Origin of the sequence: Rubrivirga aquatilis (assembly GCF_046845665.1) — a bacterium.
Lineage (GTDB): Bacteria > Bacteroidota > Rhodothermia > Rhodothermales > Rubricoccaceae > Rubrivirga.
In genome coordinates this window covers 381,068-395,487 of record NZ_CP177355.1, presented here as the reverse complement: position 1 = coordinate 395,487, position 14,420 = coordinate 381,068, and the positions used below count along the sequence as shown (strand labels likewise).

General features: G+C 73.0%; 10 protein-coding genes. All 10 read left to right on the top strand.

What is annotated here, in order from left to right; genetic code table 11:
• Window positions 1–151: 151 nt before the first annotated feature.
• The 10 genes from ACLII4_RS01680 to ACLII4_RS01635 all read left to right on the top strand — a co-directional run bounded on the left by ACLII4_RS01680 (window position 152) and on the right by ACLII4_RS01635 (window position 14,390).
• A complete protein-coding gene (locus ACLII4_RS01680; RefSeq protein ID WP_412069161.1) occupies window positions 152–2,923 on the top strand; it encodes a putative bifunctional diguanylate cyclase/phosphodiesterase in 2,772 nt (923 codons plus the stop codon).
• Between the two features lie 204 nt (window positions 2,924–3,127).
• Window positions 3,128–4,750 (top strand): alpha-amylase family glycosyl hydrolase, encoded by a 1,623-nt coding sequence (locus tag ACLII4_RS01675; protein WP_412069160.1) that lies wholly within the window; start codon window positions 3,128–3,130, stop codon window positions 4,748–4,750.
• A gap of 99 nt (window positions 4,751–4,849) precedes the next feature.
• On the top strand, window positions 4,850–6,352 hold the full coding sequence (gene glpK / locus ACLII4_RS01670) for a glycerol kinase GlpK (protein WP_412069159.1): 1,503 nt from the start codon (window positions 4,850–4,852) through the stop codon (window positions 6,350–6,352).
• A 139-nt stretch (window positions 6,353–6,491) separates the two neighbouring features.
• Window positions 6,492–8,069, top strand: a complete 1,578-nt coding sequence (locus ACLII4_RS01665; protein WP_412069158.1) for an FAD-dependent oxidoreductase — start codon at window positions 6,492–6,494, stop codon at window positions 8,067–8,069.
• A 99-nt stretch (window positions 8,070–8,168) separates the two neighbouring features.
• Window positions 8,169–8,804 (top strand): TetR/AcrR family transcriptional regulator, encoded by a 636-nt coding sequence (locus ACLII4_RS01660; protein WP_412069157.1) that lies wholly within the window; start codon window positions 8,169–8,171, stop codon window positions 8,802–8,804.
• Window positions 8,801–10,150 carry a TolC family protein gene (locus tag ACLII4_RS01655; RefSeq protein WP_412069156.1) on the top strand — a complete coding sequence of 450 codons (1,350 nt, stop codon included), beginning with the start codon at window positions 8,801–8,803 and terminating at the stop codon, window positions 10,148–10,150. The genes ACLII4_RS01660 and ACLII4_RS01655 overlap by 4 nt, the downstream gene beginning before the upstream one ends.
• The gene (locus ACLII4_RS01650; RefSeq protein WP_412069155.1) at window positions 10,147–11,265 is read left to right on the top strand and encodes an HlyD family secretion protein; all 1,119 of its coding nucleotides are present in this window, start codon (window positions 10,147–10,149) and stop codon (window positions 11,263–11,265) included. Before ACLII4_RS01655 ends, ACLII4_RS01650 begins: the two co-directional genes overlap by 4 nt.
• Complete coding sequence (locus tag ACLII4_RS01645; protein ID WP_412069154.1) at window positions 11,262–12,266, top strand: ABC transporter ATP-binding protein; 1,005 nt, start codon at window positions 11,262–11,264, stop codon at window positions 12,264–12,266. Before ACLII4_RS01650 ends, ACLII4_RS01645 begins: the two co-directional genes overlap by 4 nt.
• A 163-nt stretch (window positions 12,267–12,429) precedes the next feature.
• Entirely contained in the window at window positions 12,430–13,284 is an 855-nt protein-coding gene (locus tag ACLII4_RS01640) for an ABC transporter ATP-binding protein (RefSeq protein ID WP_412069153.1), read from the top strand.
• An 11-nt stretch (window positions 13,285–13,295) separates the two neighbouring features.
• Entirely contained in the window at window positions 13,296–14,390 is a 1,095-nt protein-coding gene (locus tag ACLII4_RS01635; RefSeq protein WP_412069152.1) for an ABC transporter permease, read from the top strand.
• The last annotated feature ends 30 nt before the right edge of the window (window positions 14,391–14,420 follow it).

The following is a 14,420-nucleotide window of genomic DNA, read 5'->3' as shown; positions in this document are numbered from 1 at the left end:
CCCGGCCCGCGCCGCCCCCGCCTCGGCGCGGAGGCGGGGCGGCAGGGCTCCAAGGGGGGCGATCGGCGCGTGGCGGAGAGGGGGAGGGCCTTCAGGAGAGCCCGGGGCGCGCGATAACCAGGGAGCCGCCAGAGGACGCCCAATGCTCGCTATGTCTCCCCGCCAGATTCGGCGGCGCCTCACCGGGCGCTACCGCGTGGCCCTGGTCCTCATCGCACTGATGGGGAGCGCGGCGGCCGGGCTGGCCCTCACCACGCTACAGAAGCGGATCGCCGATGGGTCGGAGGTGAACCTGGCGGGCCGGCAGCGGATGCTGACCCAGCGCGTGGCCCGGGCGGCCCTCGCTGCCCGTTTCGACCTTCCCTGGGCCGGGGACGTCGGAACGATGGAGGAGGCCACGGCGATGTGGGCCCGGAGCCACACCGCGCTCCTCGACGGCGACGCCGGGCTCGACGTGACGGCCATCACCTACCCGGAAGTCCGCGCGCGGCTGACGGCGCTCTCGCCCCAGGTGGCTCAGGCACAGAGGGAAGCCGCCGCGCTGCGGCGGGCCCTGGAGGCCGACGACGAGGCCCGGGCCGACGCGGCGGCCCGGGCCATCCTCGACGTCGAGCGTGCGTACCTGGCGGAGCTGGACCCGGTGGTGTTTCAACTCGCCGCCTCGGCCGCCGCCATCCACCAGCTGCAATGGGGCGTCCTCGTGCTGGTGGTCGGGCTGATAGGCATGCTCGTCCTCGTTGGGAGGACCGTGTTCCGGCCGGCTGTCGAGAGCGTGGTCCAGTCGGTGGAGGAGGCGCTCGCGCAGGGCCGCTTGCTCCGGCTCGTCATCGACACCATCCCGGACCACATCTACGTCAAGGACGTCGAGGGCCGGTCCACCTTGCGCAACCTCGCCAGCGCCGTCGCCCTCGGCTTCGAAGACCCCGCCAGCGCGGTCGGGCAGACCGACCTCGAGGTCTCGGCCGCCCTCGGGAAGCCAGAATTGGGCGAGGCCGCCCTCGCCGATGACCTCGCCGTCATCCGGACCGGTGTGCCGGTCGAGAACCGGGAGGAGCGCTCGGCCGAGGGCGGCTGGCTGCTCACCACCAAAATGCCGCTGCTCGGGCCCGACGGCGACGTGGTCGGCGTGGTCGGCGTGTCGCGCGACGTGACCGCGGCGCGGGCCGCTGAGGCCCGCTTCCGCGACCTCGTCGAGCACTCCGTGGTGGGGACCGCCATCATGCAGGATGGCTGCTTCGTCTACGTCAACCCCCGCATGGCCGACATCTTCGGTTACGCCGAGGGCGAGATGCACGGGCTCAGCGTGCTCTCCATCCTCCACCCGGACGACCGCGCGATGGCCGCCGAAAACCTGCGCCGCCGTGTCGATGGCGAGGTGAGCGTGCTCACCTACACCGCCCGCGGGCGCCGCAAGGACGGCCGCACCATCCAGCTCGAACTCGCCGGTGTGCGGGTGGAGCACGACGGCCGCCCGGCCGTGATCGGCACCGTCAACGACATCACCGAGCGGCACCAGGTGGAGCGTGTGCTCTACCACCAGGCCCACCACGACGACCTCACCGGGCTCCCCAACCGCGCCCTGTTCGCCAGCCGTCTCGAGGAGGCCATCGCCGAGGCCGACCGCGATGGGGTCTTTACGGTGCTCTTTATCGACCTCGACCGCTTCAAGGTGGTCAACGACAGCCTGGGCCACTCGGCCGGCGACCGGCTGCTCCAGGAGGTCGCCACCCGGATCCGGGGTGCGCTCCGGCCGGGCGATACCGTGGCCCGCCTCGGCGGCGACGAGTTCGCAGTGCTCCTCGTGGAGGCCCCGAGCCCCCGCCACGGCGAGGTCGTCGCCGCGCGCATCCAGGAGGCCCTCGTGGCCACCGTCCGTATCGACGGCCACGACCTCTCGGTGGGCGCCTCCATCGGCGTGGTCTCCAGCCGCACCGACCACGTCTCGCCCGACGCCATCCTCCGGGAGGCCGACCTCGCCATGTACGACGTGAAGGGGGCCGGCCGCGGTGGCCACGCCACCTTCAGCCCGGGCAGCCACGATGCGGCCGCCCAGCGGTTCCGCCTCGAGATGGACCTCCACCACGCCGCCGAGCGCGGCGAGCTCCGGCTGGCCTACCAGCCCATCGTCCGGCTTGCCGACGGCGCCCTCGTCGGCTTCGAGGCGCTCGTCCGCTGGCAGCACCCCGACCTCGGGCTGCTCTTCCCGGACGCCTTCATCGGCCCCGCCGAGGAGAGCGGGCAGGTGATCGACATCGACCGCTGGGTGCTCACCGAGGCGACCCGGCAGATGGCCGCCTGGCGCCTCGAGGCTGACGACGCCATCCTGCTGCTCAGCGTCAACTGCACCGGTCGCGACCTGCTGGAGAACACCTACCTCGACGCCGTCCATGCGGTGATCGAAGAGCATGGGATCAGGCCCCAACAACTCTTCCTCGAGATCACCGAGTCGCTCATGGTCGAGGACCCGGAGGCCGTCGCCGCCGAGCTCCACCGGCTCCGCGGGCGCGGGGTCGGGTTCTGCATCGACGACTTCGGGACGGGCTACTCGTCGCTCTCGACGCTGCACACCTTGCCCGTCGACACCATCAAGGTGGACCGCGCCTTCGTCGCAGAGATGGGTGTCGAGGAGCGGAGCACCCAGCTCGTGCGGACGGTGGTCCGGATGGGCGAGGCCCTCGGGAAGACGGTCGTGGCAGAGGGCATCGAGAGGGCCGACCAGCTCGCGGCGCTCCGCGCCATGGACTGCGCCTACGGGCAGGGCTACCTCTTCGCCCGCCCGATGGCCCCCGAGGCTGCCTCCGCGCTGGTCGGCGCCGCCGAGCTGCCGTGGCGGGCCCACTGGGCGGCCAAGGGCGCGCCGGGCGACCTGCCCCTGTTGGTCCGGGGTCCGGGCCACGCGGAGCGCCAGCCCCAGCCCTCGTAGGGCTGGCCGGGAGGCGCCCACTCCCCAACGCCCCGCCCTCGCCAGCCCCCTCCGACTCGGCGCCGACGCGGGCAGGGCCGAGGCCGCACCGTCCCGGGTCAGAGAGCCTCGATGGCAGGGTGCCGAACACCGATCCCAGGCCCCCATGCGGAAACCGTCCCCGCCCGACGGCGCTTCACGCGTCGCCCCCTCCCGCCCCCGCCCATGTCTCGCCCGTGGTGGCAGACGGCCGTCGTCTACCAGATCTACCCCCGCTCCTTCCAGGACTCGAACGCCGACGGCCTGGGCGACCTCCCCGGCATCACCGCCCGGCTGCCCTACCTCGCCGACCTCGGCGTGGGGGCGGTCTGGCTGAGCCCCTTCTACCCGTCCCCGCAAGCGGACTTTGGGTACGACGTGTCCGATTACCGGGATGTGGACCCGCCGTACGGGACGCTGGCCGACTTCGACCGGCTCGCGGAGCGCGCGCACGGGCTGGGCCTGAAGCTGATCGTGGACTTCGTGCCCAACCACTCGTCCGACCAGCACGCGTGGTTCGTCGAGAGCCGGGCCTCGCGGGACAACCCGAAGCGGGACTGGTACGTCTGGCGCGATCCGAAGCCCGACGGGTCGCCGCCGAACAACTGGCTGAGCCACTTTGGCGGCCCGGCGTGGACCTTCGATGAGGCGACGGGCCAGTACTACCTGCACTCGTTCCTGCGCGAGCAGCCCGACCTCAACTGGCGCAACCCGTCCGTCGTCGACGAGATGATGGACACGCTGCGGTTTTGGATGGCGCGCGGCGTCGACGGCTTCCGGATCGACGTGGCGCACCTCATCGCCAAGGACCCGGCGATGCGCGACAACCCGCTGGCGCCCGTGCCGGCCGTCATGCACAAGCCGCGCGGCGAGTACGACTCGCAAATCCACCTCCACGACAAGGGCCACCCCGACGTGCACGGGCTGTTCGCGCGCATCCGCCAGACCATCGACGGCTTCGACGGGCAGGACCGCGTGGCGATCGGCGAGATCCACGGGTTCGACGACCTCCCGACGTGGGCCGGCTACTACGGCACGCCGACCGCCGACGGATCGCTGGGCGGCTTGCACCTGCCGTTCAACTTCGGCCTGCTGGCGACCGAGTGGACAGCCGCCAGCGTGCGCGCGCACGTCGACGCGCTGGAGGCGGCGCTGTCCGACGGCGCGTGGCCGAACTACGTGCTCGGCAACCACGACGAGCGGCGGCTGGCGACCCGGCTCGGGCCGGCGTCGGTGCGGCTGGCGGGCTTGCTGCTGCTGACGCTGCGCGGCGCGCCGACGCTGTACTACGGCGACGAACTGGGGATGCCCGAGGTGGACGTGCCCGCTAACCGGCGCGTCGATCCGTGGGGCATCCGGAGCGGCCTGCCCGAGCTGTCACGCGACGGCTGCCGCACACCGATGGCCTGGGACGCCTCGCCCGGCGCGGGCTTTTCGGACGCCGATCCGTCTGACTGTTGGCTGCCGCTCCACCCGACCCATGAAACGGTCAACGTGGCGACGGAGGCGGCCGATCCGGACTCGCACCTCGCGTTCTATCGGCGCGCGCTCGCGGTGCGGGCGGCCTCGGCGTCGCTGCAGGCGGGCGACTACGTCCCGCTCGATGGCGTGCCGGACGACGTGTTCGCGTTCGTGCGCGGCGGCGACACACTCGTCTTGCTCCACCTCGACGACGGGACGGCCGAGGTGGCCGTGCCCGAGGCGTTCCGGGGCGCGATGGTCCGTCTGGCGACGGCGCGGGGCGACGAGGGCGTCGAGGTGGGGGAGACGCTGGCGCTCGGGCCGTGGAGGGGCGCGGTGGTCGGGTAGGGACGCTCCGGCGGTGCGTCCCCACCGATTGGCGTCGCCCGTTCCGTCGGCACCGCTCGCCCCGTCGCCGGTATGCTCCGACGTCCCGCCCCGAGCCCCATGCCGTTCGTCCTCGCCCTCGACCAGGGCACGACCTCGTCCCGCGCCATCGTCTTCGACGGCACGGGCGCCGCCGTCGCGACGGCCCAGCGCGAGATCGCGCAGCACTTTCCCCGGCCCGGCTGGGTGGAGCACGACGCCGGCGAGATTTGGGCGACCCAGCTCGCGACCGCCCGCGAGGCGCTGGCGCACGCGGGCATCGCGGCGGCCGAGCTCGCGGCCATCGGCATCACGAATCAGCGCGAGACGACCGTCGTGTGGGACCGCGCTACGGGTGAGCCGATCCACCGCGCCGTCGTCTGGCAGGACCGCCGCACCGCCGACACCTGCGAGCGCCTCAAGTCGGAAGGCCACGAGCCCGCCGTCCGCGCCCGCACCGGGCTCGTGCTCGACCCCTACTTCTCGGGCACCAAAATCGCCTGGATCTTGGACCATGTCGACGGTGCCCGCGCCCGAGCGCAAGCGGGCGAGCTGGCGGTCGGGACCGTCGACAGCTGGCTGCTGTGGAAGCTGACCGGCGGCCGCGTCCACGCGACCGACGTGACGAACGCGAGCCGGACGCTCCTCTTCGACATCCACGCGCTCGACTGGAGCGACGAGCAACTCGCGCTCTTGGACGTGCCGCGCGCCGTGCTCCCCGAGGTGCGCCCGTCGTCGGGCGCCATCGGCGAGACGGACGCCGACGTGCTCGGCGCGGCCGTGCCCATCACGGGCGTCGCGGGCGACCAGCACGCTGCGCTCTTCGGCCAGCGCTGCCGGCCGGGGATGGCCAAGAACACGTATGGCACGGGCTGCTTTCTGCTCTACAACACCGGCGCCGAGCCCGTCGCGAGCGAGCACGGGCTGTTGACCACGCTCGCGTGGCAGGTCGAGGGCGAACCGGCGCAGTACGCGCTCGAAGGGTCGGTTTTCGTGGCGGGCGCCGCCGTGCAGTGGCTCCGCGACGAGTTGCAGATCATCGAGACCTCGGCCGAGGTCGAGGCGCTCGCGGCATCCGTCCCCGACAGCGACGGCGTCGTCGTGGTCCCCGCGTTCGTCGGGCTCGGCGCGCCGCACTGGGACCCGTACGCCCGGGGCACCGTCCTCGGGATCACGCGCGGCACGAACCGCGCCCATCTCGCGCGTGCCACGCTCGACGGCGTTGCCCACCAGTCGGCCGACCTGTTGGACGCGATGACGGCCGACTCGGGCAGTGCGCTCGCGGAGCTCCGCGTCGACGGCGGGATGACGCACAACGGGCTGCTGATGCAGACGCAGGCCGACTTGGTCGGCGTCCCGGTCGTCCGCCCGGCGATTGCCGAGACGACGGCGCTCGGCGCGGCGTACCTCGCGGGCCTGGGCGCGGGCGTCTGGACTGAGGCCGACCTCGACGCGCAGTGGGCCGCCTCGGCGCGCTGGTCGCCGGACCCGGAGGCCGACCCTGGCGCCGCGCGCGCGCGCTGGCGCCGCGCCGTCGAGCGCGCCAAGGACTGGGCGCGAGAGGAGGAAAGAGAAGAGGAGTAGGGGGGAGGGAGACGGACGCGTCGTCGCGACCGGGCCACGCGTCTTCTGCCCTCTTCTCCTCTTCGCGCCCCCTGCGCCCCGCGCGGAGCGGAACCGCCCGCCCGGCCCGCGCGCTCTACCCGCCCGACCCCGCGCCGCCATGACCCCGATCCCCTTCCGCCGCGACGCCATGCGCGACGCGCTCGCCGCCCCGGGCGTCTTCGACATCGTCATCGTCGGCGGCGGGGCGACCGGCCTGGGCTGCGCCGTCGACGCCGCCGCGCGCGGCTACCGGACCGCGCTCGTCGAGCGCGTCGACTTCGGGGCGGGCACCTCGTCGCGGTCGACGAAGCTGGTCCACGGCGGCGTGCGGTACCTCGCGCGGGGCGACGTCCGGCTCGTCCGCGAGGCGCTCCGCGAGCGGGGGCGGCTGCTGGCGAACGCGCCCCACATCGCGCACTCGCGCGCCTTCGCCGTGCCCGCGTACTCGTGGTGGGAAAAGCCGTACTACGGCGCCGGCCTATTCGCCTACGACCGGCTCGCGGCGAGCCTGGGCATCGGCTCGACCGAGCTGCTCTCCGAAGACGAGTACGTCGAGCGCGTGCCGACCGCGAACCGCGAGGGGCTCGACGGCGGCGTGCTGTACTACGACGGCCAGTTCGACGACGCCCGCCTCGCCGTCGCGCTCGCGCGGACCGCCGCCGACCTCGGGGCCGTCGTGCTCAACCACACCGCCGCCGTCGGCTTCGAAAAGAGCCGCAGCGTCATCGACGGCGTCCGCGTCCGAGACCAGGAGGACGGGGCCGAGCGGACGGTCCGCGCGCGCGTGGTCATCAACGCGACGGGCGTCTGGGCCGACCGCGTGCGCCGGCTCGACAAGCCGTCGGCGAACAACATGCTGGAGCCGAGCCGGGGCGCGCACATCGTGCTCGACAAGCGGTTCCTGCCCGGCGACACGGCTGTGATGGTGCCCAAGACCGACGACGGCCGCGTCCTCTTCGCGATTCCCTGGCTCGGGAGCACCGTCATCGGCACGACGGACGTGCCGGTCGACGCGCCGACGCCCGAACCGCAGCCCTCGCACGACGAGGTCGACTACATCCTCGAGCACGCCGGCCGCTACCTCACGCCCGCGCCCACGCGCGCCGACGTCCGCGCCGTCTGGGCCGGCCTGCGCCCACTCATCTCCGACCCCGACGCCGAGGGCACCGCCGCGCTCTCGCGCGAGCACGTCGTGTCCGTCTCGGCCTCCAAGCTGGTGACGGTCACTGGCGGAAAGTGGACCACCTACCGCGTGATGGCCGAGGACGCCGTCGACCACGCCGCCGACACGGCCGGGCTCGCCGAGCGCCCCCACGACACCTCCGACCTCCGCCTGCGTGGCTGGCTCCCCGACGCCCTCGCCGAGTCCGGCGACGCCTTCGCGAGCTACGGCGCCGACGCCGCCGACGTCCGTGCCATCGCCGACGACGACCCGGCGCTGGCGTTGCCCGTCCACCCTCGGTTGCCCTCGGTCACCGGCGCGCAGATCGTCTACGCCGCCCGCCACGAGCAAGCCCGGACGGCCGCCGACGCGCTCGCCCGCCGCACCCGCGGCCTGTTTTTGGACGCCGACGCCAGCGCGGAATCAGCCGACACCGTCGCGGCGCTCGTCGCCAGCGAGACCGGCCGCGACGACGCCTGGGCCGCCGAGCAGGGCGAGGCCGTCCGCCGGATCGCTCGCGGGGAGACGGTGTAGCTGCGGGCCTCTGAGGACCGTGCCCGGGTCAGGATGTGGCGCCTCGGAACCTCTGGTTGACCAAGGGGTTAAGTCGGTTAACCATTCGGTTAAAACCCGATGCCTGAGGCTGACGCCGCCACCCGGGACCGCATCTTGGAAGCCGCCCATCGCGTGTTTTTGCGCCGCAGCGTCGCGGCGGCGCGGACGCAGGAGATCGCCGACGAGGCCGGCGTCAACAAGGCCCTGCTGCACTACTACTTCCGCACGAAGGAGGGGCTGGCGGACGCCGTCTTTCTCCGGGCCGCCGCCGGGCTTTTCCCCCAGTTGTTGGGCGCCTTGGCCTCCGACCTCCCGCTCCGCGACAAGCTGCAGGCCGCCATCAACGTCGAGATGGACGCGCTCGAGGGCGACCCCTTCCTGCCCGGCTACATCCTGTGCGAGCTGCGGACCGACCCCGCCCGGCTCTCGGCCCTCTTGCACGAGACGCTGCCCGTCGAGCAGGTCCGCGCCCAGGTGTTCGGCGTGGTGCAGGCGCAGATCGACGCCGAGGTCGCCGCGGGGCGCCTCCGCCCGATCACGTCGCAGCAGCTCGTCGTCACGCTGATGTCGCTGCTCCTCTTCCCGCACGCGGCAGCCCACATGTTGGAGGTCGCTGCCGGGCTCGGCGCCGACGCGCAGGCCGCGCTCTCGCGCTGGCGCCGAGAGAACCTCGCCGACTTCGTCCTGCGCGGCTTCGCCCCCGACCCGGCATGACGCTGCTCCTCGCCCTCCTTTTCCTTGGAGCCCCGGCCGATTCCCTCGACCTCGCGACGGCGCGGGCGGTGGCCGAGGCGCAGGACCCCCGCGTCGTGCAGCCCGTCCTCACCGAGCGCGCGACGGCGCTCCGGCTGGAGGCGATCCGCTTGGGGCGCTTGCCGCAGCTCGCGTTCAGCGGGCAGGCGTCGGTCCAGAGCGCGGTCCCGACGATCCCAGTCGTGCTCCCCGACGGGACGACGCCGAGCGCGCCCAAGGAGCAGGCCCGCATCCAGGCCGAGGCCGACTGGGCCGTCCTCGACGGCGGACGCGCCGAGCGGCAGGCGGACGTGGTGCGAGCGCAGGCGGCGGAGCAGTCGGCCGGGGCGCGCGTCGCGCTGTACAGCCTGCGGGAGGCCACGACGGAGGCCTTCTTCGGGGCGCTCCTCTTGTCGTCGCAGGCTGAGACGCTGGGATTGGCCGTCGAGGATTTGTCGGCCCGGCTCGCCGTCTTGCGGGCGCGTGCTGCCCAAGGCGCCGCGCTGTCCGCTCATGCCGACGCCCTCGAAGCCGACCTCTTGGGGCTCCGCCAGCAGGTCGCCGAAGCCCACGCGGGCCGGGCCGCCGCGCTCGCCGTGCTGGCGGACCTGACCGGCCTGGCGCTCGGCCCCGACGCCGTGCTCGTCACCCCCGACCTCGGCGAGACGGCCGCCCTCCTCCGCCAGCAGGGCGCACTCGTCGACGACGACGAACTCGACGACGCGCTCGACACGGCCGAGCGGCCCGAGTTCGCCCGCTTTGCCGCAACGGTCCACCGCGCGGAGGCTGAAGCCCGGCTCGCCCGCGCCGCGACGGCGCCCGTCGTCAGCTTGTTCGGGCAAGCCGGCGTCGGCCGCCCGAGCCCGTTCGACTTTCTGAGCGACACCGCCCGTGAGTACGCCATCGCTGGCGTCCGCCTCCGCTGGGCGCCCGTTGACTGGGGACGATCGCGCCGAGAGGCGGAGGCCGCACGCGTCACGGCCGACCTCGCCCGGACCGAGGCCGACGCCTTTGCCCGCCAGCTCCGCCGCGCGACGATCGACGACGTGGTTGAGATCGACCGGCTCACCGACGCCCTCGCCCTCGACGCCCGCATCGTGGCCCTTCGTCAAGAGGCCCTGCGTGTCGCCGGTCGCCAGCTCGACGAGGGCGTCTTGTTGCCCGATGCGTACACGGACCGCGTGACCGACCTCGCGGCGGCCCGCTTGGCCGAAGCCCGCCACCGGATCGAGCGGTCCCGCGCGCAGGCTCGCGCCCTCTCGAACCTTGGCCTGTTTCCTGAAGGAGCCGCCCCTCCGGTCACCGACCCCGACGCCCTCGACCGATGACTGCCTCCCGCTTCCCCCTGCTCGCGCTGCTGCTCGGCGCCCTCGCCGTCGCCGGCTGCTCGTCCGACGACGTGCCCGACGCGTACGGCACCTTTGAGGCCAGCGAGACGACCGTCTCGGCCCAGGCCGAGGGCCGCCTTCTTTCGTTCGACGTCGACGCGGGCGACGTGCTCGCGCCCGGCGCCATCGTCGGGTTGGTGGACACGACGCAGCTCGCCGCCCAGCGCACCGCCCTCCTCGCCCAGCGTCGGCAGCTCTTGGGGCAGCAGCGGTCGCTGCAGGCGCAGGCCCGGGCGTCGCTGGCCTCCCGGGATGCCGCGCTCGCGACGGGCACCGCGACGCTCGCGGGCGTCGCCGAGGCCGAGGCCGGAGCCGCCGCGCTGGCGGCTCAACTCGCGACGGCGCGGGAGGAGCTGGCCCGGACGCAGCGCCTCGTCGACGCCCAGGCCGCGACGGCGCGAGAGCTGAACGAGCGGCAGGGGCAGGTCGCGGCGTTGGCTCAGCAACTCGCGCAAGCGCAGGCGAGGACAACGTCGATCCGTGCCCAAGCGCAGACGGCGGGCGCCCAGGCCCGTGTCCAGTCCGTGCAGGCCGGCGTCCCCGAGGCGCAGGCCGCGGCGCTCGACGACCAGGTGGCCGGGATCGACGCCCAGCTCGAGGGCATCGCCGCGCGGATCGCGAACGCGGCCGTCGAGAACCCCGTCGGCGGGACCGTGCTGTCGGTGATCGCCGAGCCCGGCGAGACGGTCGCGACGGGGAGCCCGCTCTACACCATCGCCAACCTGTCGAGCCTCAAGCTCCGGGCCTACGCGACGGGCGACCAGCTCGCGCGCATCCGCCTCGGTCAGGCCGCGGCGGTGTTCGTGGAGGACGGGGCCGGCGGCGTCCGCGAGGTCCGCGGGACGGTCACGGCCGTCGCGTCGCAAGCCCAGTTCACGCCGACGCCGATCCAGACGCGCGACGCGCGTGCCGAGCTGGTCTACGCCGTCGACATCCGCGTGCCGAATCCAGACGGACTGCTGAAGGTCGGGATGCCGGGCGACGTTCGGTTTCTGAGCGGCGCCGACACGGGCAGCGACCGCGCGCCAGCCGACACGACCCGGATCGAGCGGTGACCGACTCCGCCCCCGCATCCGTCGAGGTCCGAGGCCTCGAAAAGCGCTACGGCGAGACCGTGGCGCTGGGCGGCGTCTCGTTCGACGTCGCGCCCGGCGAGCTGTTCGGGCTGATCGGCCCTGACGGCGCGGGCAAGTCGACGCTGCTGCGGATCTTGGTCACCGTCATCTTGCCCGACGCTGGCGGCGCGACGCTCGACGGCCTCGATGTGGTGGCCGACTACCGCGAGATCCGGCGGCGCGTGGGCTACATGCCCGGCCGGTTCTCGCTGTACCCGGACCTCACTGTCCGCGAGAACCTGGAGTTCTTCGCCTCGGTGTTCGGGACGACCGTCGAGGCCGAGATCGGCCTGATCGCGCCGATCTACTCCCAGATCCAGCCGTTCGACGACCGCCGCGCGGGCGACCTGTCGGGCGGGATGAAGCAGAAGCTGGCCCTGTGCTGCGCGCTCGTCCACCGCCCCCGCGTGCTCCTCTTGGACGAGCCGACGACCGGCGTCGACGCCGTCTCCCGGGTCGAGTTCTGGGACATGCTCGACGCCATGACCGCCCAAGGCATCACGACCATCGTCTCGACGCCGTATATGGACGAGGCCGCGCGCTGCGGTCGGATCGCCCTCGTGCAGACGGGGCAGTTGCTTGGTCCGCCCGACACGCCCGCGGCCGTCGCCGCCAGCTTCGGCGCCCCGCTCGCGAGGGCCCGCGCCGACGGCGACCGCGCCGCCTTCTTGGCCGCCCTCCGTGCCTCGGACGGCGTCGCGAGCGCGGCGGTTTTTGGCGAGTGGGTCCACGTCACCGGCACCGCCGACCGGTCCGCCGCCCCGCTGTCGGCCGACCTCGTCCGGTCGCTCGCCGAGGCGGGGTGGGTCGGGGTCGCCGCCGAGCCCGCGACGGCGACCGTCGAGGACGTGTTCATGGCGCGGATGGGGGAGGGCGGGGAACGGGGGACGGGGAACGGGGAACGGGCAGAGAAGGACGCCGTCAGCGCTCCGGGCCGATGACCGTCCGTCCCCCTTGTCATTCTGAACGCAGTGAAGGATCGCAACTCGGTTCTCCAGGCCGTCCGCACCGGCCCCGACGGCCGGGGACATTGGCGTCGAGATCCTCCGCTCTGCTCAGGATGACGGGCGCGGAACGTGTGTCGTCGGCTCCACCCCCGAGCCGATGACTCCGAGTCCCCAGTCCCTCGTCCTCAGTCTCAACGCCGCCGTCTGGGCCCAAGGCCTCACCCGCACCTTCGGCGACTTCACGGCCGTCGACGCGATCTCGTTCGAGGTGGCCAAGGGCGAGGTGTTCGGGTTCCTTGGCGCGAACGGGGCCGGCAAGACGACCGCCATCAAGATGCTGACCGGCCTGCTGGCGCCGTCGGCGGGCGAGGCGCGGACGGCGGGGTTCGACGTGGCGACCGAGCCCGAGCAGGTCAAGCGGCGGATCGGCTACATGAGCCAGCGCTTCGCCCTCTACGACGACCTCACGGTGACCGAGAACGTCCGCTTCTATGGCGGGGTCTACGGGCTGACGGACCGCCAGATCGCCGACCGCATGGCGACGGCGCTGCACATGTTGGGCATCGAGCACCTCGTCGACGAGCGGGTCGGGCGGCTGCCGCTGGGGTGGAAGCAGAAGCTGGCGTTCTCAGTCGCCCTGCTCCACGAGCCCGAGGTCGTCTTCCTCGACGAGCCCACGGGCGGGGTCGACCCCGTCACGCGGCGGCAGTTCTGGGAGATGATCTACGCCGCCGCCGCCGCCGGCACGACGGTCTTCGTGACGACGCACTACATGGACGAGGCCGAGTACTGCGACCGCGTCTCGATCATGGTCGCGGGCAAAATCGCCGCCCTCGGCACGCCCGCCGAGCTCAAGGCCCAGTTCGGCGCCGCCTCCATCGACGAGGTGTTCGTGGGGCTGGCGAGGCCCGGAGGCGGGGGACGGGGGACGGGGGACGGGGAACGGGCAGAGGGCGCTGGCGACGGCATCGGAGTCGAGCCCCACCCCGAAGCCACGGGCGACGAATTCTGAACCCCGAAGCCATGAGCCCCTTCCGAGCCTTCGTCGTCAAGGAGACGCGCCACATCCTGCGCGACCGGCAGACGCTGGCCGTGCTGCTGGCGCTGCCCTTCACGATGGTGCTCCTGTTCGGGTTCGCCATCCGCACCGACGTCGAGAACGTCGCCGTGGTCGTCGTGGACCCGAGCCGGGACGCGCGGAGCGCGGAGCTGACGCGGGCCGTCGCCAGCACGCCGTCGCTTCAGTTGGTCGCGGTGCTTACGAGCGTCGCTGAGGTCGAGCCGCTGCTGCGGGCCGGCGACGCCGAGGTGGCGCTCGTGCTGCCGACCGGGTTCGCGCGCGGGGTCGCCCGGGGGACCGCCGAGGTGCTCATCGTCAGCGACGGCATCAACGCCAACTACGCCACGACCGTCGAGACGTACGTCCGCAGGGTCGTCCAGGCGTGGGTGGCCGAGCAGGAGGGCGGGGCGCCGACCGTGCGCGTCTCGACGCGGATGCGGTTCAACCCGACGCTGGCGTCCGAGAACCTGTTCGTGCCCGGCCTCTTGGCCTTCGTGCTGACGCTCGTCAGCGCGCTGATGACGGCCATCTCCATCGCGCGCGAAAAGGAGAGCGGCACGATGGAGGTGCTGCTCGTGTCGCCGCTGCGGCCGATCCAGATCGTCGTCGGGAAGGTGACGCCGTACCTCGCGCTCGCCTTCTTGAATGCCGTGACGGCCCTCGGCGTGGCGTTCGTCGTGTTCGGCGTGCCCGTCCGCGGGAGCGTGGCGCTGCTGCTGGCGGCGTCGCTCGTCTACGTGCTCGTGTCGCTGGCCTTGGGCGTGCTCATCGCCACGCGCGTGCCCGACCAGCGGACGGCCATGATGGGCGTCTTGCTCGGCCTCCTCATCCCGACACTCGCGCTGACGGGCTTCATCTTCCCCATCGCCTCGATGCCGGGCTGGCTGCAGCCGGTCACCAACGTCGTCCCGGCGACGTGGTACATCGTCGTCGCGCGGGGCATCATGCTGAAGGGCGTCGGCGTGGCGGTTCTGTGGAAGCCGCTCCTGATCCTGTGCGCGATGGCCGTCGTCCTGCTCGCCGCCAGCACCCGCGCCCTCAACGACAGGATTGAATGAGGGGACTGAGGGACTGTCGGGACTGGGGAC